This window comes from Mesorhizobium argentiipisi (SeqCode), from assembly GCF_037179585.1.
GTDB classification, from domain to species: domain Bacteria; phylum Pseudomonadota; class Alphaproteobacteria; order Rhizobiales; family Rhizobiaceae; genus Mesorhizobium; species Mesorhizobium argentiipisi.
The window spans coordinates 98,712-118,379 of the sequence record NZ_JAPYKO010000020.1 but is presented as its reverse complement, the minus strand read 5'-3'; the positions used below and the strand labels follow the sequence as shown (position 1 = coordinate 118,379).

The following is a 19,668-nucleotide window of genomic DNA, read 5'->3' as shown; positions in this document are numbered from 1 at the left end:
ACCGGGCCATGCCACGGCCTGTCCGAAAGGACGACCAGGATCCACTCGGCCTCCTTCCCACTTCAACCATACACCAGAACCAACACACAGGATCCTCGGGTCTGCGCGCGTCGCTTCGCTCCTTGCTTCGCCCGTGGATGACGACAAGATGGGCGTTTCTGCCTGTTTCGACGAACTAGACGCCCTCGACCAGCACGATCTCGCCGTCGGCCACTTTCTGGCGGATGGCGACGGCGCGCTGGTATTCCGGCGAGTGGTAGCAGTCATGCGCCGCCGCCAGCGATTCGAACTCGATGATGACGTTGCGGGCGCGCCCCGGCCCTTCGGCCTTTTCATGCTCACCGCCGCGCGCCAGGAACTTCGCGCCGAAACGATCGAAGGCGAGCTTCGCGGCGGCGACATAGTCCTTGTAACCCTCGGCGTCGCGCACATCGACGCGGGCGATCCAATATCCCTTCGGCATTCTTTCTCTCCTGTCTGTTTTTCGCGAACGAGGACCAGTTCCGAAAGTCGCTCCGGTGAGGCAGCTGGTGGTGTTTTCGAGAACCGGAGCGGAGCCTACTTAAAGTACGTGAGCCCCGGAAGCGCAGAAAACGGCGCCGGATGACCGCCGGAGTAGAGTTTCGGAATTGGTCCTCAGGCCGATTGCATTTCGGCGAGAATCGCCTCTGCGGCGGCGCGGCGGTCCGGCGCGGCGACGATCGGCCGGCCGACGACAAGGTGGCTGGAGCCGTTGCGGATCGCCTGCGCCGGCGTCACCACGCGTTTCTGGTCGCCATGGTCGCTGCCCGCCGGCCGGATGCCCGGCGTCACCACAGCCAGGTCGGGTCCGACGATGCGGCGCACCGCTTCGGCCTCTTCCGCCGAGCAGACGATGCCGCCCATGCCGGCATGCAGCGCCTGTTCGGAGCGCCTGAGCACCAGCGTGTGCGGGTCGTATTCATAGCCGGCGTCGATCACGTCCTGCTCGTCCATCGAGGTCAGCACCGTCACGCCGAGCAGGCAGAGCTCGCTGCCCTTGGCCGCCTCGACCGCCGCTCTCATGGTTTTGGGATAGGCATGCAGCGTCAGCATCGTCATGCCCATCTTGACGATGTTCTCGACGCCCTTGGCGACCGTGTTGTCGATGTCGAGCAGCTTCATGTCGAGGAACACTTTGGTGCCGCCGCTGGCGAGCTCCCGCGCGAAGTCCAATCCGCCGGCAAAGGCGAGCTGGTAGCCGATCTTGTAGAAGGAAACAGTGCCTTCGAGCTCGCGCACCGCTCTCTCGGCCTCCTCCAGCGTCGGCAGATCCAGCCCCACGATCAGCCTGTCTCGCATGGTGTCGGCCTCCGCGAAATTGATCACGCCTCGATCCGGGTGGACAGCATGCGCGAGGTTTCGATCAGTGTGCGGCATAGGCGCTCCATCGATTGGTGTAGTCTGGCGTCCCTGAATTGTCCGTCCTCGGCGAAGGCTTCGCCTGCCTCGGAGACCGAGCATTCGGGCGTGATCACCTCCATCTGGCAGCGCACCAGCACCGCGCGCAGATGGTTGATGCAACGTATGCCGGCGAACTTGCCCCCGGAAGACGAGCAGAGCCCGACCGGCTTGCCGGCCAGCGGCCTGAACGTGCGGCTGCCCTCGCGCCGTATCCGGCTCACCCAGTCGATGGTGTTCTTGAGCAATGGCGGGATCGAGCCGTTATATTCAGGCGTCGCGATGAGCAGCCCGTCATGCGCGGCGATCTGGCGGCCGAGCTTGATCGCGTTCTCGGGGATGCCTTTTTCCTTTTCCAGGTCCTCGTCCATGATCGGCAGCGGATAGTCGCCGAGCGAGATGCGCGTCACCTCCGCGCCCTGCATGGCCAGTTCCTTCTGCGCCACGTCGGCGGTCCGGCCGCTGAAGGCGCCGGTCCGGACCGAGCCGGCGAAGACGAGGATTCTTGGGATCACTGCCATTGGCCACCCTTGTTCGGGGACAGGTACAGCCAAGGAGCATTCAAATCAACGAGGGGTGGCAGAAAACGTTCGAGGATTGGTCGCCACCTACCAACTTCGTCATCCACGGGCGAAGCAGCCGCGAAGCGGCGTCGCGAAGACCCGAGAATCCATTCCGTTACCCCAATTGTAGAGCGCAGCGGAGCAGAATTCTGGATCGTCGCAACGCTTCGAAGTCACGGAATGGATCCTCGGGTCTGCGCCGCGTCGCTTCGCTCCTTGCTCCGCCCGTCGATGACGAAGTGACGGGCGTTCGGCCAGTCGCCAGGACGCTGCCGCCACTGGCGATGCCCGAAACACTTTCGCAGGTAGAAACTAATGGCCTGCGCGCCGGTAGATCCACAGCTGCGTCGGCGGGATGTTGCGGAAGATGAAATCGAAATGCTCGACCGTGTAGTCGCCGCGCCCGGCCGGGATCGGCGATAGCGGGCCGTAGGTCAACTGCACGATCGGCCGTCCGGCGGGAATGCGGTCGAGCAGGCTTTCGATATAGGCGACGCGCTGGGCGACCGGGAAGTTGAGCAGCGGCACGCCGGAAACGACCGAATCGAACACCAAGTCGCGTTTGTCGCCGAGCGTGGCATTGAGATTGAAGGCGTCGCCCTCGATCACATTGACGCCGGGATAGAGCCCGCGCAGGTGGCGCACGAAATCGGTCGAATATTCGACCGCGTAGAGGTTTTCGGGCTTCACGCCCTGGGCAAGGATGGCGCGGGTGATGACACCGGTGCCGGGCCCGACTTCGAGCACCGGCAGGCCCGATCTCGGATTGACGATCGACGCCATCTTGCGGGCGGTGACGGAACTGGTGGGAACGATCGAGCCGACCGTTTTCGGCTTGTCGATCCAGCCTTTGAAGAACTTCAGCTCGTCGTCGAACTTTTCGGCCAGCGCTTTGCGCAACCCGGGACTACGTGCCATCACGAGCTCTCCTCAATGCTCAGCCTCCCGCTCCGCTACTTAGCAGGTGGGTGGAACAAGGCAAGGCGTCAAGCTGGCATAAGGTGTTGATGACGTTTGGGCAGCGGATCGCCCTCCGATGCCGTGCAGAATGCGGGGCTGGGGCGATCATTTTTCGCCGAACGACTCGAAGAAGTCCTTCATGCGAGCGAAAAAGCCGCTCGACTGGGGCGAGTTGTCCTTGGACGAAAGCTGCTCGAACTCTTCCAGCAATTCGCGCTGGCGGCGCGTCAGGTTCTGGGGCGTCTCGACCGCCGTCTGGATATAGAGATCGCCGACATTGGGCTGGCGCAGCACCGGCATGCCCTTGCCCTTCAAGCGGAACTGGCGGCCGTTCTGGGTGCCTTCCGGCACTTTCACCTTGGTCTGCGTGCCGTCCAGCGTGGTGACCTCGAAGGAGCCGCCAAGGGCGGCCGTCGTCATCGAGATCGGCACCTTGCAGTAAAGATCGGCGCCGTCGCGCTGGAAGAATTCGTGCGGCTTGACCGCCAGGAAGATGTAAAGGTCGCCGGATGGTCCGCCGCGCAGGCCCGCCTCGCCCTCGTTGGCAAGCCGGATGCGGGTGCCGTCCTCGATGCCGGCCGGGATATTGACCGACAGCGAGCGTTCCTCGGTGACGCGGCCCTGGCCGGCGCATTTCGGGCAGGGGTCCTTGATCGTCTGGCCGCGGCCCTGGCATTGCGGGCAGGTCCGCTCGATCGAAAAGAAGCCCTGCGTGGCGCGCACCTTGCCGTGGCCGTGGCACATCGAGCAGGTCACCGGCTGCGTGCCGGGCCTGGCGCCGCTGCCGGAGCATTCCGAGCAGGAGATGGAGGCCGGCACGCGGATCTGTGCCGTCTTGCCGGAAAAGGCTTCTTCCAGCGTGATTTCCATGTTGTAGCGCAGGTCGGCGCCGCGTTCGCGGCCGCCCGACGAACGGCGCTGCCGGCCGCCCATCATGTCGCCGAAAATATCCTCGAAGATGTCGGCGAAGCCGCCGGCGCCGAAGCCATGTGCTGCGCCGTTCATACCGCCCTCGAAGGCAGCGTGGCCGAAACGGTCATAGGCGGCGCGCTTCTGCGGGTCCTTCAGCGTCTCGTAGGCTTCGTTGATTTCCTTGAACTTGTGCTCGCAGGCATGGTCGCCGGGGTTGCGATCGGGATGGAACTGCATGGCGAGCTTGCGGAAAGCGCTCTTGAGTTCCTTGTCGTCGGCGCCTTTTTGCACGCCCAGCGTTTCGTAGAAATCAGCTTTCATTTTTTCCCGCTGTCCGGATGCTCAATGTCTTCAAGCATTGTTGGCGACGTTTGCCGGCACGTTCTTGGATTTAGGAGCGATGTTTCCCGGATGCTAGTACTAAGCCGGGCCGCTCCGGGTTTTTCTGTCACTTTTTCGATTGGGGTTGCAAAAAAGCCCGGCCGTGCGCCGGGCTTTTCGCATAATCCGCCGTCAGCCGGCTCAGGCCGACTTCTTCTTCTCGTCGTCTTCGTCGATTTCCTCGAAGTCGGCGTCGACCACATCCGAATCCTTGGCGGCATCCGCCTTGGCGTCGGCTTCGGCCGCTTCCTTCTGCGAAGCCTCGTACATGGCCTGGCCGAGCTTCATCGACACTTCGGCTAGCGACTGCGACTTGGCCTCGATGTCGGCCGGGTCGTCGCCTTCAGCCGCAGTCTTCAGCGCGGCGATCGCGTCCGAGATCGCGGTGCGGTCAGCCTCCGAGACCTTGTCGCCATAGTCCTTGAGCGACTTCTCGGACGAATGCACCAGCGCCTCGGCCTGGTTGCGGGCCTCGACGAGGGCGCGACGCTTCTTGTCTGCGTCGGCATTGGCCTCGGCGTCCTTCACCATCTTCTCGATGTCGGCGTCGGACAGACCGCCCGAAGCCTGGATGCGGATCTGGTGCTCCTTGCCGGTGCCCTTGTCCTTGGCCGAGACATTGACGATGCCGTTGGCGTCGATGTCGAAGGTGACCTCGATCTGCGGCACGCCGCGCGGAGCCGGCGGGATGCCGACCAGGTCGAACTGACCGAGCAGCTTGTTGTCGGCCGCCATTTCGCGCTCGCCCTGGAAAACGCGGATCGTCACCGCCGACTGCGAATCCTCGGCGGTCGAGAAGGTCTGGCTCTTCTTGGTCGGGATCGTCGTGTTGCGCTCGATCAGTCGGGTAAACACGCCACCCAGCGTCTCGATGCCCAGCGACAGCGGCGTCACGTCGAGCAGGAGCACGTCCTTGACGTCGCCCTGCAGCACGCCGGCCTGGATGGCGGCGCCGAGCGCCACAACCTCATCCGGGTTGACACCCTTATGCGGCTCCTTGCCGAAGAACTGCTTCACGATCTCCTGGATCTTGGGCATGCGGGTCATGCCGCCGACCAGGACCACCTCGTCGATCTCGCCCGCCTTCAGGCCGGCATCCTTGAGCGCCGCCTTGCAGGGGTCGATGGTGCGCTGCACGAGGTCCTCTACCAGGCTTTCGAACTTCGCCCGGGTGAGCTTCATCGTCAGGTGCTTCGGGCCGCTGGCGTCGGCGGTGATGAAGGGCAGGTTGATCTCGGTCTGCGTCGTCGACGACAGCTCGATCTTGGCCTTTTCGGCCGCTTCCTTCAGGCGCTGCAGCGCGAGCTTGTCGGCCTTGAGGTCGATGCCCTGTTCCTTCTTGAACTCGGCCGCCAGATATTCGACGAGCCGCATGTCGAAGTCCTCGCCGCCGAGGAAGGTGTCGCCATTGGTCGACTTCACCTCGAACACGCCGTCGCCGATTTCCAGCACCGAAATATCGAAGGTGCCGCCGCCAAGGTCATAGACGGCGATGGTCTTGCCGTCCTTCTTTTCCAGGCCGTAGGCAAGCGCGGCGGCCGTCGGCTCATTGATGATGCGCAGCACCTCGAGGCCGGCGATCCTGCCGGCGTCCTTGGTCGCCTGGCGCTGAGCGTCATTGAAATAGGCCGGAACGGTGATGACCGCCTTCTCGACCTTCTCGCCGAGATAGGCTTCCGCCGTCTCCTTCATCTTCTGCAGGATCATGGCCGAGATCTGGCTGGGCGACTGCTTCTTGCCGCCGGCCTCGACCCAGGCATCGCCATTGTCGCCCTTGACGATCTTATAAGGGACAAGCTTCTTGTCCTTCTCCGTTACCGGGTCGTCATAGCGGCGGCCGATCAGGCGCTTGACCGCGAAGATGGTGTTTTCCGGATTGGTTACCGCCTGGCGCTTGGCCGGCTGGCCGACGAGACGTTCGCCGTCGCTCGATATGGCGACGATGGAAGGCGTCGTGCGCGCGCCTTCAGCATTCTCGATCACCTTGGGGTCCTTGCCATCCATGATGGCGATACACGAGTTGGTGGTGCCGAGATCGATACCGATAACTTTTGCCATTGTTCTAATCTCTCCTCTAAGCAGGCTCTCTGGACCCTTCAAAAGGCGTTCCGACGAAAGCCCCTGTTCACAAGAAATCCCGTCATGGTCCCCGCTTTTCAGGGCTGGACGGCTGGCGCGTATATAAGAACAGGCGACACAAGGCGCAAGCATTCTGCGCAAGCTATCCATCGTCTTGGCAGCGACCGGAAAGAGACCTGCCGCGCTTTGCGCCAGAGCCGGCCTGAGGTCAATCTATCTAACTGTTCCAGCTTGGTTTTTTTAAAGCGGTGGCGCTTAGGGCTCGCAGATCTGCCGGCCGGCAAGGTCAAGACTTGCTGTTTCGGGCGTGACTTTCGGTCGCGAAAGAGCGGAAAATCAGCGTTGCGGCGACGCTTCGCGCATCCGGCGCAAGCTGTGAGGAGCGCCTGGCGCTCGGGCAAAGCCCCGCCGGGCGCATGGCCCGGCAGGATGTTGGGACTTAGAGCCCGTTGTCCTTCAGGATTTTGGCGGCGTTCTCCTTGGTGACCTTCTCCGTCGGCAGCGTGATGGTCTTTTCGACCTTCTCGCCATTCAGGAACTTGATCGCCTGGCGCAGGCCCTCGGCGCCCGGCGTGACATAGGTGAAGGTCGCCGTCAGCTCGCCCTTGTTCACCATCTGCACGCCTTCGTTGGGCAGGCCGTCGATGCCGATGAACTTGATGTCCTTCTCGCGCCCGACGTCCTTGGCCGCGAGATAGGCGCCATAGGCCATCGGATCGTTGTGGCCATAGACGAGGTCGATCTTCTCGTTGGTCTTCAGCGCGTTGGCCATGATGTTGTAGGCCTGGTCCTGCTTCCAGTCGCCCGACTGCTGGTCGAGCAGGTACTTGATGCCCGGCTCCTTGTCGGTGAATTCATGGAAGCCGTCATGGCGGTCATGCGCAGGCTGCGTGCCCATGCCGCCCCAGATCTCGACGACGTTGCCGGCCGCCTTGCCCTTGCCGCCCAGGAGCTCGACGGCATATTCGCCCGCGGCCCGGCCGATCAGCTTGTTGTCGCCGCCGACGAACTGCGTGTAGTCCTTGGTGTCGACATTGCGGTCGAGCACGAAGACCGGGATCTTGGCGTCGATCGCCTGTTGCACGACGCCGGTGAGACCTGCCGATTCCTTCGGCGACACCAGCAGCGCGTCGACCTCCTGGCGGATCAGGTTCTCGACATCGGCGACCTGCTTTTCGGTCTTGTCCTCGCCGTCGGTGATGATCAGCTCGACTTCCGGGTGCTTGGCGGCTTCGGCGATGATGTCCTTGTTGAATTGGGCGCGCCAGGGCTCGATGGTCGTCACCTGCGAGAAGCCGATCTTCCACTTCTTGTCCTGGGCAAAGGCGTGGTTGCTGGAAAAGAGAGCGGTCGTCGTCAGAAGAGCCGCCGCGAAGGTGGCGAGCTTCAGCATATCACGTCGTTTCATGGTCCTGTTTCCTCCGGATTATAGAGACGAGGTCTCCTGTGACGGCCGTTTTGCCGCGGCCGTTTCCTTTTGCGCCGTCCGTCCGCCGGGCAGGCGCAGATAGCTGAGAAGATCGCCGGCGTTGCGCTCCTGCACGAGCACGGTGCCGATGATGATCGCCCCCTTCAGCACCAGCTGAAGGTTCGAATTGATGTTGTGCAACTGCAGGATGTTGGAGAGCAGCCCGAAGATGAGCACGCCGCAGAAGGTGCCGATCAGGCTGCCGCGCCCGCCCATCAGGCTGGTGCCCCCGATGACCACGGCGGCGATGGCGTCGAGCTCCAGCCCGGCGCCGGCATCCGGCTTGCCTTGCCGGTATTGCGCCACGTAAAGCACCGCCGCGATGCCGGCGAGCAGGCCGGACACGGCATAGGTGGCGATCTTGACGCGACCGGCCGCGATGCCGGAGAGCCGCGCCGCCTCCTCATTGCCGCCGATGGCGTAGACATAGCGGCCGAAGGGCGTGAAGCGCAGCACCGCGCCGTAGATCACGACCGCGCCGAGGAAGAAGAGGCCGGGCATCGGCACGACGCCGAACACCAGCGAGCGCAGGATCTCGAAGTCGGCGGTGGCGTTGGAGCCGGTATAGACCGGCAGCACCGCGTTGTTCTGGCCGGCGGTGAGCCTGGCGATGCCGAGCGCCGTCACCATCATCGCAAGTGTCACGATGAAGGGCTGCAGGCGGCCGGCGACGATGATGAAGCCGTTGATGGTGCCGAACAGGAGGCCGACGCAAGGCGCCACCAGAAGCACGCCGAGCACGCCGAACTTGGTCTCCACCTGCGGCAGCAGGTACCACAGCGAAAGGCAGCACAGCACCACGCCGACGATGCCCGGGATGACAAGCCCGCGCGCCTTGTCCAGCCGCACCTCGCGGCCGGCTTGGGCGCCGGTGCGGGATTTCTCGATGTTGAGCAGGATGAAGCGCGTGGCCAGCGCGCCGAGGCAGAGAGCCGCCAGCGCCGTCGTCGGCACGCCAAGCGCCGCCGACGGGGTGGCGCCCGGCACGGTGAGAAGCATGGCGCAGACGACCGAGCAGATCGCCATCAGCGAGCCGACGGAAAGATCGATGCCGCCGGTCAGGATCACCGCCGTCATGCCGGTGGCGATGAGGCCGGTGGTCGACACCTGGCGCAGCACGTCGAGCAGATTGCCGTAGGACAAGAAGATGTTGTTGCCCTTGGAGCTGATCGGCGAGCCGAAGACGCCGATCAGGAAGATGGCGATCAGCCCCCAGTAGAGCTTGGTGCGGGAGAGAAGGCTGATGAGGCTCATGCGGCTGTTCTCGCTGCCCGTCTTGGTGCGGCAAGCCGCATGATCGCCTCCTCGCTGGCCTCGGCGCGGGACAGGACTCCGCGCTGGCGGCCATCAGCCATGACCAGGATGCGGTCGGCCAGATGCAGGAGCTCGGGCAGTTCGGAGCTGATCACCGCGATCGCCAGGCCGTCGCCGGCGAGCTTGAAGATGAGGTCGTAGATTTCGCGCTTGGCGCCGACATCGATGCCGCGCGTCGGCTCGTCGAGCAAAAGCACGCGCGGCCGTGTCGCCAGCCATTTGCCGATCACCACCTTCTGCTGGTTGCCGCCGGACAGCGTGCCGGCCGCCTGCTCGATGCTTCCGCAGCGTATGCCGAGCGCGCTCACCGCCTCGCGCGCCAGGCCCTGCTCGCCCGAACGCGAGCGCAGGCCGAAGCGCGCCAGCGCGCCGACCAGCGGCAGCGCGACATTGTCGGTGATCGAGGCCTTGAGATGCAGGCCCTGCGTCTTGCGGTCCTCGGTGACCAAGGCGATGCCGAGCCGGCGGGCCTCACGCGGCGAGCCGATCTCGACCGGCACGCCGTCGAGCCGGATCTCGCCACCGGTGCGGCCGTCGCTGGAGCCGAAAATCGCCTCCAGGATTTCGGTGCGGCCGGAACCCAACAGCCCGCCTATGCCGAGGATTTCGCCGGCTGAAAGGTCGAAGCCGACGCCGTCGATCACCATGCGCCAGCCATGCCGGTCGGGTTTCGACAGCGACAGGTCCCTGACCGAGAGCACCACCTTGCCGCCGGGGCCGCGCTCATGATCGGAGGACGCCAGAAGGTCGCGCCCGACCATGGCCGAGATGATGGCGTCTTCGCCCAGTCCCGCCATGTCCTCAGTGAAGACATGGCGCCCGTCGCGCAGCACCGTCACCCGGCTTGCCAGATGCATGACCTCGTCGATGCGATGCGAGATGTAGACGACCGCGACGCCGCTCGCCGCGAGCTGACGGATGATGCGGAACAGTCGCTCGCACTCGGCCGGCGACAGCGCCGAGGTCGGCTCGTCCATGATCAGGATGCGCGCCGATTTCGACAGCGCCTTGGCGATCTCCACCAGCTGCTGCTCGCCGACCCTCAGCGTGCCGATGCGCGCTTCCGGATCGAGCTCGATGCCGAGACGCTGCAGCAGCGCGCTGGCCGCACGGCTGCTCGCCTTGCGGTCGACGACCAGCCCGGCGATCAGCTTTTCGCGGCCGAGGAAGATGTTGTCGGCGACGCTGAGTTCGGGAACGAGGTTAAGCTCCTGATGGATGATGGCGATGCCGGCGTCTTCGGCATCGCGGACACCAGCGAAACGGACCGGCTTTCCGTCGACGGCAACAGTGCCTTCGTAATCCGTATAGACGCCGGAGAGGATCTTCATCAGCGTCGACTTGCCGGCGCCGTTCTCGCCCATTAGCGCATGCACCTCGCCGCTTCTGAGGTCCAGGCTCACATCGGACAGCGCGGTGATGCCGCCAAACCGCTTGGAAATGCCGGTCGCGCCCAGGACGACGGCGGGACCGTCGGCGGCCACATTGCCAGTCGTGATGGAATCAGCGCGCTGCATGGCAAAGGACGGCCTCCCTCCGTCGTCTTCGATGCCCGAACGCTAATCTAAACGTTTCGAATCTGTCAAGCGCCTATCTGGGTCACTGAGGATTGACGCATTTCAATTCTTGCGAAAAATGCCGGCTTTACGTAGGGTTGGCCGAATAGGGGTGACTAAACGTTTCGAAAATGACAGTGTCAGGGCGGAAAAACCAGCGGAAATCCACGGCGCCGACCATGCTGCACGTTGCCGAGGCGGCGCGCGTGTCGGTGGCCACCGTGTCGGCATTGCTCAATGGCACCGCCACCGTCAGCCCCGAGCTTACGCAACGCATCGAGCAGGCGATCCGCGATATCGGCTACAAGCGCAATGCTATTGCCCGGAGCCTGAAGATGGGCACAACGCGCACCATCGGCCTTACCGTGCCGCACATCACCAACCCGTTCTTCACCGATGTCGTCTCGGTCATCCAGCAGGCCTTCGACCGCGCCGGCTATGCCGTCATGCTGTGCTGCACCGACGAGGATCTGAACACCCAGGACGAGCAGATCCGCCTGCTGCTCGACCGCATGGTCGACGGGCTGATCGTGGCGCGCGTCGGCGACGGCGGCATTCTGAAGGACATCGTCGAGGACGCCAATGTGCCGGTGGTGCTGCTCGACCGCCTCTGCGAGGGCGTCGACACCGACGCGGTGGTTCTGGACAATCGGCGCGCCGTGTTCGACGCCGTCACCTATCTGATCCATCTTGGCCATCGCCGCATCGGCTACATCACCGGCACATCCGACATATCCCCCATGCATGACCGCATGATCGGCTACCGCGAGGCGCTGCAGGTGGCCGGCCTGCCGGTGGCGGAGGAGCTCGTGCGCTCCGGCAATTTCCACGAGATCGACGGCTACAACGCGACCATGCAGCTCTTGTCGCTGCACGACCGGCCGAGCGCGATCTTCTCGGCCAACAACCCGATGGTGATCGGCACGATGAAGGCGATCCGCGACATCGGTCTCAGCTGCCCCGAAGACATTTCGGTCGCCTGTTTCGACGATTTTCCCTGGTCGGACGTGTTCGTCCCGCAACTGACCACCGTGGCGCAGCCGGTGCAGGCGATCGGCGAGCAGGCGGCGAACCTTCTGCTCGACCGGCTGGCCGGCAATCGCGACGCGCCGCCGCGCAAGCTCGTGCTGAAGGGCCGGCTGATGATCCGCAATTCCTGCCGGCCGCTCGGCGCGGTCGCGCAGAGCGTCAGCGCGTAGGTTCGAAGGCCTCTGCGCACAGCGCCTGCAGCTTTGGGAAGATGTGCCTGCCGCCGGTGATCACCCGCGTGCCTTGGTCGATCACCGTCTCCGGATCGGCTTTCAGCGTCGTGCCGCCGGCCTCTTCGACCAGCAGCATGCCGGCTAGGCAGTCCCAGGCGTTCATGTGTTCCTCGGCATAGCCGAGCAACCGGCCGGACGCCGCATAGGCAAGCATCAGCGCTCCGGAAGCATTACGGTAAAAGACGCCGCCTTCGGCCATGATCAGGCCGATGAGCACGACGACATTCGTGGTGGAGGCGCGGTTGGAAAGCCCGGTGCCGACGGCGCCTTCGGAAAGCGACGCCGCATTGCTGGCCTTGATCGGCTTACCGTTGAGGAAGGCGCCGCCGCCGCGGCGGGCGTAGAACGTCTCGTCGGTCGAAGGCTCATGGATGACGCCCACGATCGTCTCGCCGTTCCTGGCGCAGGCGATCACCACGCACCAGGCGGGAATGCCGCGCACGAAATTGGCGGTGCCGTCGATCGGATCGATCACCCAGACATGACCGGTTGTTCCGGCCACCGCCGCGTGCTCCTCGCCGACGATGCCGTCTTGCGGATAGGCCTCGGCGATCGCCGCGCGGATGAACAGCTCGACCTCGCGATCGCCCTCGGAAACCAGGTCCTGGTGGCCCTTGCTCTCGACGGCCAGATTGTCGAGGTCGCGAAAATATTTGAGCCCCAGCTCGCCGGCGCGCCGCGCCAGGTCGATGGTGAAATGCATGCGGTCGTCGAGATCATGGTTCATGAGCAGGCTCGCGCTTGGCAGGGAGTCTGCCCTTAGAAGAATTCCACCAAAAGTGTGAGCGGTTTTCCGCCCGGAATTGCGGCAAAGCAAAGAGATAGAGCGGTCCGCCGTTTCCGCGGAACGGTGAAAAGCTCTATCAGACGGGCATGTCAGAAGCTATGGCGCCGTCAGGCCGCCTTCGACATCGATTTGTGCACGTCGGCAAGAATCTCGAAGGAGCGCACGCGCGCCGCGTGGTCGAAGCACTGCGCCGTCACCATCAATTCATCGGCGCCGGTGCGGCTTATGAAGGCGTCGATGCCCTGGCGCACCGTTTCCGGCGAGCCGACAACGGCGCAGGACAGCGCCTGGGCAAGCATGGTTTTCGCCGTAGGGTCGAGATCGCGGTCGTAATTCTCGACCGGCGGCGGCAGCTGTCCCGGCCGGCCGCTGCGCAGATTGACGAAGGCTTGCTGCAGCGAGCTGAACAGAAGCTTCGCCTCGGCGTCCGTCGGTGCGGCAAAGACATTGAGGCCGAGCATGACATAGGGCTTGTCGAGTTGCGCCGACGGCTGGAACCGCGTGCGATAAACCTCCAGCGCATGGTCGAGCTCGGCCGGCGCGAAATGCGAGGCGAAGGCGTAAGGCAGGCCGAGAAGCGCCGCGAGCTGCGCGCCATAGAGGCTGGAGCCGAGAATCCAGACTGGCACGGTCTGGCCTTCGCCGGGCACGGCGCGGATGCGCTGGCCTTCCTCGGCCGGTTGGAAATAGCCCATCAGCTCGACGACGTCCTGCGGGAAATTGTCGGCGCTTTCGAGGTTGCGGCGCAGCGCCCGCGCCGTCAGCATGTCGGTGCCCGGCGCGCGGCCGAGGCCGAGGTCGATGCGGCCGGGAAAAAGCGCCGCCAGCGTGCCGAACTGCTCGGCGATCACCAGCGGCGCATGGTTGGGCAGCATGATGCCGCCGGCGCCGACGCGGATCGTCTTGGTGCCGCCGGCGACATGCGCGATCACGACCGACGTCGCCGCGCTCGCAATGCCCGGCATGTTGTGATGCTCGGCCAGCCAGTAGCGCCGGTAGCCCAGGCGCTCGGCATGACGGGCGAGATCAAGCGAATTGGCAAGCGACTGCGAGGCGGTGCTGCCTTGCGTGATCGGCGACAGGTCGAGAACCGAAAGGTCCGTCATTGGTCAGGTCTCCACGATGCGTTTTTCCCGCAGCCTCGCCTCGAAGGCGGCGCGGTCGGGAATGATGATGGCGAGCTGGTTCTCCAGCACGTCGGCGAGCTCAGTGGCCGTCGCGATCTCGCGCTGCTCGCCGCGGCCGCCGGCATGATGCGTCGACAGCCGGTTGTTGCGCAGCCCATAGCGCCGGTCGGGCAAAGCGAGCGCGGCGACCAGCGTCGACAGGAAATGCGAGCTGGGACGCGTCGACAGGAAATGGCTGGCGACCCGATAGTCGACCTCATAGGCCTGGCTCATATCGAAGCGATAGAGCGTGCGCCAATCACCGCCGATGTCCGCCTGCAGGCGGAATTGTCCGCCGGTCTCGACGAGGCGGAAGGTTTCGTGCGGCGTCTGCTGCTCCAGCCCGGGTTGCAACGGCAGCGGCGCTGTCAGCGTCAGGCCGCCGAAGCCGACATCGGCAATGTAAGTGCGGCCGCCAAGCTCGATGCGCAGCAGCATATGGCTGCGCGCGGTAATGGCGTCGTCCGGCTGGCCCCAGAGCACGCGGGCGGCAAGTCCGCTGACGGTGAAGCCCAGCGCGTCAAGCGCGTGCATGAAAATAAGATTGTGCTCGAAGCAATAGCCGCCACGGCCCTGGCGAAAAATCTTGTCCTGCAGCGAAGCGATATCGAGGCCGACGGAAACGCCCATCAAAGCATCGATGTTCTCGAACGGGATCGCCTGCGGGTGCGCGGCGTGCAGCGCCTGCAGCGTGGCCAGCGAAGCGTCGGCCGGTCCGCCATAACCGATGCGGGCGAAATAGCCATCGAGATCGAAGTTGCTCATTCAGGGGCAGGTCCGGCTTGACCGGTCCGATATAGGCACTGGTCACCGGTGTCGCAAACAATGGCCGAGGTTTGAGATTGGGCAGCCTCAGGCCGCCTGATTGTGGTTGTTCCCGGCCGGCTCGTCATCGACGACAGACGTGTGCTGCGCCGCCAGGAAATTGCCGACCGGGCTCAGATTTTCGAAATGGTCGCAAAAGACCTTGATGACGACCAGCAGCGGCACCGCCATCAGCGCGCCGACGAAGCCCCACAGCCAGGACCAGAAGGCGATGGCGATGAAGATCGCCACCGCATTGATTTCGAGGCGTCGCCCGACCACCGTCGGCGTCACGAACTGGCCTTCGACGATGTCGCACAACACCACGAAGGCTGGCGCCAGGAGCGCATAGGCGATCGTGTCGAAGCTGATCAGCGCGATGATGGCGACGATCAAGACGGTCATCAGCGCGCCGACATAGGGGAGGAAATTGAGCAATGCCGCCATCGCCCCCCAGACCAGCGGATTGGGCATGCCGAGCGCCCAGAGACCCAGCCCGATCACCGTGCCGAGACCCATATTGATGATGGAGACCGTGAGCAGATAGTGGGAAATCTCGCGCTCGACGTCATAGACGATGCGCAACGCCCGCTTCTTTTGCGTCATACTGGTGAAGGACTGGACGATTTTCTCGTAGAACAGCGTGCCGGAGGCGAGCAGGAACAGCGACAGCACGAACACGATGGTGATCGAGGTGCCGGCTTCCAGGATGTTGCTCGCCGCCGTCGACAGGAAGCCGGAAGGCGCCACCGCGACCCGCTGCACGCCCGGCTCCTGCGAAGTCTCGGTCAGCGCTTCCAGCTGATGCGCGAGATCCATCATCCGTTCGAGCGGCCGCTTGAACGGCGCCAGCCGCTCGGTGAGCTGCTGGCCGATCGAATAGGAGTTGTTGATGAGGTCAATGACCGGACCGCTGAGCAGATAGCCGGCGGTGGCGAAAATGAAGATCGACAGCAGCACGAGCAGCGTCGCCGAAACCACTTCCGGAATGCCGCGCTTGCGCAGGAAGCGCACGATCGGCGTCAGCGTCAACGCCAGCAGGAAGGCAAGTATCACCGGCATAAAGAAGGCGCGGGCGAAATAGAGCGCGGCCGCCGTCATCAGAATGAAAATCCCGATCACCAGCGAGCGCATCAGGCGCATGTCCGCCCGCGCCTCGGCGCGCGCGTCAGGACTTTCGGTAACGCCTGCGCCCGAAGCGATCGGTTCGGCTTTCATCGGTTCCCCTAGAGCAATTCCAGGAAAGTGTGAGCGGTTTTCCGTCCGGAATTGCGTCAAAACAAGGCACCGCAACCGGTGCAATCGACGGGGAAAACGTGCTCGCCGCGCCAAGGTTCCGTTAGCCGGCGATCATGGAAGACCTTGGGCAGCTGCCGCTCAGGCGCCAGTCACCCTCGACATTGGCGCCGGCGCAGGGGATGCCGCCTCTGCCGTCTTACTGCGCACGATCGGCGCCACCTTGGTGCCGTAGAGCTCGATCGCTTTCATGATCTTGGCGTGCGGCATGGTGCCGATCGCCATTTGCAGCAGGAAGCGATCGTTGCCGAAGATCTTGTGCTGAGCGACGATCTTTTCCGCCACCGCCTCAGGATTGCCGACGAAGAGCGCGTCGTTCGGGCCCCGCGCCTGATCGAAATGCGCGCGCGAGGTCGGACCCCAGCCGCGCTCGCGGCCGATGCGGTTCATCACCTCGGCCTGCGGTCCGTAGAAATCGTCGGCCGCCTGTTCGGTCGTCTCGGCGATGAAGCCGTGCACATTGATGCTGGTGGCAAGCGTTGCCGGATCGGTGCCGGCGCGCTGCGCCGCCTCGCGGTAGATCTCGAACAGCGGCGCGAAACGGGCCGGCTCGCCGCCGATGATGGCAAGCGCCAGCGGCAGGCCGAGCACGCCTGCGCGAGCGGCGGATTGCGGCGTGCCGCCGATGGCAATCCAGATCGGCAGCTTTTCCTGCAACGGACGCGGGTAGACGCCGCGGCCGTTGATCGGCGCGCGCAGCTTGCCCTGCCATGTCACCTTCGCTTGGTCGCGGATGGCCAAAAGCAGGTCGAGCTTTTCGGCGAAGAGCTCGTCATAGTCCTCGAGGTTGTAGCCGAACAGCGGGAAGGATTCGATGAAGGAACCGCGCCCAGCCATGATCTCGGCGCGGCCGTTTGACAGCAGGTCAAGCGTCGCGAATTGCTGGAAGACGCGCACCGGATCGTCGGAGGAGAGCACGGTGACCGCGCTGGTGAGCTTGATGCGCTTCGTGCGCTCGGCCGCCGCGGCCAGCGCCACCACAGGCGCCGAGGCTGCGTAGTCGGGGCGGTGATGCTCGCCGAGGCCGAACACGTCGAGGCCGACCTGGTCGGCCAGCTCGATTTCCTCGATGAGGTTGCGCAGCCGCTCATGCGGGCCCATCGCGCCGGGGCCCGGCTCCGGGCTGACATCGGCGAAAGTGTAGAGACCGAGTTCCATCTGGTCGCGTCCTAAGGGCTTTCATGTGGATGTTGCTTGTCGCGCAAGACGTAACGATCTGCCTTGCCGATCGCCAGAGGTGCGATCTGTGAACAGTGCATCATGCATCGCCGAGCCGTATCCCTGCGGCAACAAGCCCGGATTTTTCATGGCTGGCATACCGAATTGGCGCTTGAACTCGCCGCTTTCACGCGTATGTAAGCGTCGCGAATAGACTGCAGGGAAGTACACTTGGCTATCTACAGGGAAAAAGACATTTTCGAGCGGCGCAACGCCGCGAACGAGGCAAAGAAGGCGCTGCTCGAGCGCTTCAAGGCAAAGCCGGCGGCGGATGATCCAGCCGTTCTGGCCCGCCAGGCCGAACGCAAGGCTATCCTCGAGGCCCGCGCCATCCGCGAGGCCGAAAAGGCAAGATTGAAGCAGGAAAAGCTGGCGCGTGAAGCGGCCGAGAAGGCCGAGCGCGAGGCGATTGCCGAAGCGGCGCGTCTTGCGGCGGAAGCAGCGGCGGCCGAAGAGGCCAGGCGCCGCGAGGCCGAGGAGGCCCAGCGGATCGCGCTTGAGCTTGCCGACGAGGCCGAGCGCAAGGCCAAACGTGACGCACGCTACGCCGCCCGCAAGGCGCGCGTCGGCAGGGCGCCGCCGGGCTTCTCCGCCCGCTAAGTTCGGGTTTGCTGAAAAATGAGTCAGGGTCGCCGAAAGCGGCCCTGAACGTGTTTGTGCCTGAAAACGCTCAGGCTACCAGTTTGAGGCCGACGATGCCGCAAACGATCAGGCCGATACATGCGAGCCGGACAGCGGTCGCGGGCTCGCCGAGCAGCCAGATGCCGAGCAGCGCCGTGCCGACGGTGCCGATGCCGGTCCACACCGTATAGGCCGTGCCGACAGGCAGCGTCTTCAGCGCCAGGCCGAGCAGGCCGAGGCTGACGATCATCGAGGCGACGGTAAGAAGGGTCGGCAGCGGTTTGGAGAAGCCGTCGGTATATTTGAGGCCGATCGCCCAGCCGATCTCGAAAAGGCCGGCGAAGAAAAGAAATATCCACGACATCTAAACACTCCGTCATCCAGCATCGGTTGAGATGCTTGGTATGGCGGGTCGTCCCGGCCGGTTTTTCGGGCAAAGCGAGGTCGTCCTCGCCCCTTGGATATAGGGTGCCCTTGTTTTTACGGTCAACAAAACACCGGCAGCATGGTCATGCTGCCGGTTGACGCCTGGATCGAGCCGGGTCGACCGAATCCGGCCGCTTACTTTTCCTTGATGCGCAGCGCCTTGACCGGCGGCGCCTTCGGAGCCGGGGCCGCGGCAGGCTTCTTGGCATCCTTCTTCGGCTTGCGGGGTTCCTTGCCCGCCTTCATCGCACCTTTTGCCATGATTCGCTCCTCCGGTTTGTGGGCGGTCCAAGTGAAACAAGAGAAATGCCGGACTGCAAGAGGCTGTGCCGCTTTGCGAAGCCGGCCGATCGGCTGTCAACCGATTTTCCGGGCGCGACACCGGTTCGAAACCTCGCATGGGCTGGCGCATTGTCTGTAGAGCTTCGGCGGGCGGCCCGTTAAGCTCGAGCGCGGGGCAGGTCGGAGATCGGATGGCAGGACATAGCGGATCGAAACGTGTGATCTACGCTGCGCTTGCCGGCAATCTGGCGATCGCGCTCACCAAATTCGCGGCGGCAGTCTTCACCGGTTCGTCCGCCATGCTGTCGGAAGGCGTGCATTCGCTGGTCGACACAGGCAATGGCGCGCTGCTTCTCTACGGCATGCACCGCGCCGCGCGGCCGCCCGACCGCACGCATCCGCTCGGCCACGGGCGCGAGCTCTATTTCTGGAGCTTCATCGTCGCGCTTCTGGTGTTCGCGCTCGGCGCCGGCGTGTCCTTCTATGAGGGCGTCATCCACATCATGGCGCCCGAACCGGTCGTCAACGCCAAGGTCAACTATACCGTGCTTGGCCTCTCCTTCCTCTTCGAGGGCAGCTCATGGCTGATCGCGTTGAAGGAGTTTCGGCAGCAGAAGGGCAGGCAGGGCTGGATCCAGGCGGTGCGCCGCAGCAAGGACCCCAGCGTCTACACGGTGCTGTTCGAGGACAGCGCCGCGCTGCTCGGTCTCACCGTTGCCTTCGCCGGCATCCTGTCCGCCGAACTCCTGGAGATCCCCGAGCTCGACGGCGTGGGCTCGATTGGCATTGCAATCATTCTCGGAGCGACGGCGGTCTTCCTGGCGCGCGAAAGCAAGGGACTGCTCCTGGGAGAGCCCGCCTCCCCGGAAGTGCAGCGCCAAGTCCTGGAGATCGCCCAGGCGGATCCGGCGGTGCAGCGGGCGAACGGCATAGTGAGCGTCCATATCGGCCCGGAGGAGATCGTCGCGGGCTTGAGCATCGAATTCGAGGATCATCTCACCGCGCCCGAGATCGAAGCCTGCGTCGAGCGCCTCGAGGCAAGGCTCCAGCAGGAAATGCCGCAGATATCGAGGCTGTTCGTCAAGCCGCATGCCACTGGCACATGGGAGCGGCGGCGCAAGGCCATGGCCGAGGCTTCCGGCGAGAGTTAGGGT

The 19,668-nt window shown here is 64.2% G+C and carries 19 protein-coding genes; 3 read left to right on the top strand and 16 right to left on the bottom strand.

All coding sequences use genetic code 11. The annotated features are described in order from the left end of the window. Positions 1-175: 175 nt before the first annotated feature. The 9 genes from O7A05_RS24395 to O7A05_RS24355 all read right to left on the bottom strand — a co-directional run bounded on the left by O7A05_RS24395 (position 176) and on the right by O7A05_RS24355 (position 10,613). Positions 176-463 carry a DUF1330 domain-containing protein gene (locus tag O7A05_RS24395; protein ID WP_140682050.1) on the bottom strand — a complete coding sequence of 96 codons (288 nt, stop codon included), beginning with the start codon at positions 461-463 and terminating at the stop codon, positions 176-178. A gap of 173 nt (positions 464-636) precedes the next feature. Then, positions 637-1,320 (bottom strand): orotidine-5'-phosphate decarboxylase, encoded by a 684-nt coding sequence (pyrF, locus tag O7A05_RS24390; protein ID WP_337095478.1) that lies wholly within the window; start codon positions 1,318-1,320, stop codon positions 637-639. Positions 1,321-1,343: 23 nt separating this feature from the next. Continuing rightward, positions 1,344-1,940, bottom strand: coding sequence for an NADPH-dependent FMN reductase (locus O7A05_RS24385; protein ID WP_337095476.1), 597 nt, complete (start codon positions 1,938-1,940; stop codon positions 1,344-1,346). 354 nt (positions 1,941-2,294) lie between these two features. After that, positions 2,295-2,900, bottom strand: a complete 606-nt coding sequence (gene pmtA / locus O7A05_RS24380; protein ID WP_337095475.1) for a phospholipid N-methyltransferase PmtA — start codon at positions 2,898-2,900, stop codon at positions 2,295-2,297. A 147-nt stretch (positions 2,901-3,047) separates the two neighbouring features. After that, positions 3,048-4,175 (bottom strand): molecular chaperone DnaJ, encoded by a 1,128-nt coding sequence (gene dnaJ / locus O7A05_RS24375; RefSeq protein ID WP_337095474.1) that lies wholly within the window; start codon positions 4,173-4,175, stop codon positions 3,048-3,050. A gap of 201 nt (positions 4,176-4,376) precedes the next feature. After that, complete coding sequence (gene dnaK / locus O7A05_RS24370) at positions 4,377-6,293, bottom strand: molecular chaperone DnaK (protein WP_224515158.1); 1,917 nt, start codon at positions 6,291-6,293, stop codon at positions 4,377-4,379. A 460-nt stretch (positions 6,294-6,753) separates the two neighbouring features. Then, positions 6,754-7,722, bottom strand: a complete 969-nt coding sequence (locus tag O7A05_RS24365) for a substrate-binding domain-containing protein (protein ID WP_337095473.1) — start codon at positions 7,720-7,722, stop codon at positions 6,754-6,756. Positions 7,723-7,740: 18 nt separating this feature from the next. Beyond that, on the bottom strand, positions 7,741-9,036 hold the full coding sequence (locus tag O7A05_RS24360) for an ABC transporter permease (RefSeq protein ID WP_337095472.1): 1,296 nt from the start codon (positions 9,034-9,036) through the stop codon (positions 7,741-7,743). Continuing rightward, complete coding sequence (locus tag O7A05_RS24355; protein ID WP_337095471.1) at positions 9,033-10,613, bottom strand: sugar ABC transporter ATP-binding protein; 1,581 nt, start codon at positions 10,611-10,613, stop codon at positions 9,033-9,035. The genes O7A05_RS24360 and O7A05_RS24355 overlap by 4 nt, the downstream gene beginning before the upstream one ends. 218 nt (positions 10,614-10,831) lie before the next feature. Here O7A05_RS24355 and O7A05_RS24350 point away from each other — a divergent pair, with 218 nt between their 5' ends. Continuing rightward, positions 10,832-11,851: a LacI family DNA-binding transcriptional regulator gene (locus O7A05_RS24350; protein ID WP_337095470.1), complete on the top strand. Its 1,020-nt coding sequence runs from the start codon at positions 10,832-10,834 to the stop codon at positions 11,849-11,851. On the opposite strand, the gene O7A05_RS24345 is transcribed toward O7A05_RS24350, so the two are convergent. The 5 genes from O7A05_RS24345 to O7A05_RS24325 form a co-directional block, all read right to left on the bottom strand. Next, a complete protein-coding gene (locus O7A05_RS24345) occupies positions 11,841-12,641 on the bottom strand; it encodes an inositol monophosphatase family protein (protein ID WP_337095469.1) in 801 nt (266 codons plus the stop codon). The two genes, O7A05_RS24350 and O7A05_RS24345, sit on opposite strands and share 11 nt — an antisense overlap. 167 nt (positions 12,642-12,808) lie before the next feature. Then, a complete protein-coding gene (locus tag O7A05_RS24340) occupies positions 12,809-13,807 on the bottom strand; it encodes an LLM class flavin-dependent oxidoreductase (RefSeq protein ID WP_337095468.1) in 999 nt (332 codons plus the stop codon). Between the two features lie 3 nt (positions 13,808-13,810). Further along, complete coding sequence (locus O7A05_RS24335; RefSeq protein ID WP_337095467.1) at positions 13,811-14,632, bottom strand: arylamine N-acetyltransferase family protein; 822 nt, start codon at positions 14,630-14,632, stop codon at positions 13,811-13,813. A gap of 87 nt (positions 14,633-14,719) precedes the next feature. Further along, the gene (locus tag O7A05_RS24330) at positions 14,720-15,889 is read right to left on the bottom strand and encodes an AI-2E family transporter (RefSeq protein WP_337095466.1); all 1,170 of its coding nucleotides are present in this window, start codon (positions 15,887-15,889) and stop codon (positions 14,720-14,722) included. A gap of 159 nt (positions 15,890-16,048) precedes the next feature. After that, positions 16,049-17,125 (bottom strand): LLM class flavin-dependent oxidoreductase, encoded by a 1,077-nt coding sequence (locus tag O7A05_RS24325; RefSeq protein ID WP_337095465.1) that lies wholly within the window; start codon positions 17,123-17,125, stop codon positions 16,049-16,051. 231 nt (positions 17,126-17,356) lie between these two features. Between O7A05_RS24325 and O7A05_RS24320 the strand changes: the two genes are divergently transcribed. Then, complete coding sequence (locus O7A05_RS24320; RefSeq protein ID WP_224515176.1) at positions 17,357-17,785, top strand: DUF6481 family protein; 429 nt, start codon at positions 17,357-17,359, stop codon at positions 17,783-17,785. A 70-nt stretch (positions 17,786-17,855) separates the two neighbouring features. On the opposite strand, the gene sugE is transcribed toward O7A05_RS24320, so the two are convergent. Together sugE and O7A05_RS24310 are read right to left on the bottom strand one after the other, a co-directional pair. Further along, a complete protein-coding gene (gene sugE / locus O7A05_RS24315; RefSeq protein WP_337095464.1) occupies positions 17,856-18,170 on the bottom strand; it encodes a quaternary ammonium compound efflux SMR transporter SugE in 315 nt (104 codons plus the stop codon). Positions 18,171-18,367: 197 nt separating this feature from the next. After that, entirely contained in the window at positions 18,368-18,493 is a 126-nt protein-coding gene (locus O7A05_RS24310; protein ID WP_140752416.1) for a hypothetical protein, read from the bottom strand. A gap of 212 nt (positions 18,494-18,705) precedes the next feature. Here O7A05_RS24310 and O7A05_RS24305 point away from each other — a divergent pair, with 212 nt between their 5' ends. After that, positions 18,706-19,665 (top strand): cation diffusion facilitator family transporter, encoded by a 960-nt coding sequence (locus tag O7A05_RS24305; protein ID WP_337095463.1) that lies wholly within the window; start codon positions 18,706-18,708, stop codon positions 19,663-19,665. Positions 19,666-19,668 lie beyond the last annotated feature (3 nt).

Coding starts and splice junctions, on each gene's coding strand:
- O7A05_RS24350 (WP_337095470.1), top strand. CDS start 10,832: ATGCTGCACGTTGCCGAGGCGGCGCGCGTGTCGGTGGCCACCGTGTCG.
- O7A05_RS24365 (WP_337095473.1), bottom strand. CDS start 7,722: ATGAAACGACGTGATATGCTGAAGCTCGCCACCTTCGCGGCGGCTCTT.
- O7A05_RS24345 (WP_337095469.1), bottom strand. CDS start 12,641: ATGAACCATGATCTCGACGACCGCATGCATTTCACCATCGACCTGGCG.
- O7A05_RS24340 (WP_337095468.1), bottom strand. CDS start 13,807: ATGACGGACCTTTCGGTTCTCGACCTGTCGCCGATCACGCAAGGCAGC.
- O7A05_RS24385 (WP_337095476.1), bottom strand. CDS start 1,940: ATGGCAGTGATCCCAAGAATCCTCGTCTTCGCCGGCTCGGTCCGGACC.
- pmtA (WP_337095475.1), bottom strand. CDS start 2,900: ATGGCACGTAGTCCCGGGTTGCGCAAAGCGCTGGCCGAAAAGTTCGAC.
- O7A05_RS24355 (WP_337095471.1), bottom strand. CDS start 10,613: ATGCAGCGCGCTGATTCCATCACGACTGGCAATGTGGCCGCCGACGGT.
- O7A05_RS24330 (WP_337095466.1), bottom strand. CDS start 15,889: ATGAAAGCCGAACCGATCGCTTCGGGCGCAGGCGTTACCGAAAGTCCT.
- dnaK (WP_224515158.1), bottom strand. CDS start 6,293: ATGGCAAAAGTTATCGGTATCGATCTCGGCACCACCAACTCGTGTATC.
- sugE (WP_337095464.1), bottom strand. CDS start 18,170: ATGTCGTGGATATTTCTTTTCTTCGCCGGCCTTTTCGAGATCGGCTGG.
- O7A05_RS24305 (WP_337095463.1), top strand. CDS start 18,706: ATGGCAGGACATAGCGGATCGAAACGTGTGATCTACGCTGCGCTTGCC.
- O7A05_RS24335 (WP_337095467.1), bottom strand. CDS start 14,632: ATGAGCAACTTCGATCTCGATGGCTATTTCGCCCGCATCGGTTATGGC.
- O7A05_RS24360 (WP_337095472.1), bottom strand. CDS start 9,036: ATGAGCCTCATCAGCCTTCTCTCCCGCACCAAGCTCTACTGGGGGCTG.
- O7A05_RS24395 (WP_140682050.1), bottom strand. CDS start 463: ATGCCGAAGGGATATTGGATCGCCCGCGTCGATGTGCGCGACGCCGAG.
- dnaJ (WP_337095474.1), bottom strand. CDS start 4,175: ATGAAAGCTGATTTCTACGAAACGCTGGGCGTGCAAAAAGGCGCCGAC.
- O7A05_RS24310 (WP_140752416.1), bottom strand. CDS start 18,493: ATGGCAAAAGGTGCGATGAAGGCGGGCAAGGAACCCCGCAAGCCGAAG.
- pyrF (WP_337095478.1), bottom strand. CDS start 1,320: ATGCGAGACAGGCTGATCGTGGGGCTGGATCTGCCGACGCTGGAGGAG.
- O7A05_RS24325 (WP_337095465.1), bottom strand. CDS start 17,125: ATGGAACTCGGTCTCTACACTTTCGCCGATGTCAGCCCGGAGCCGGGC.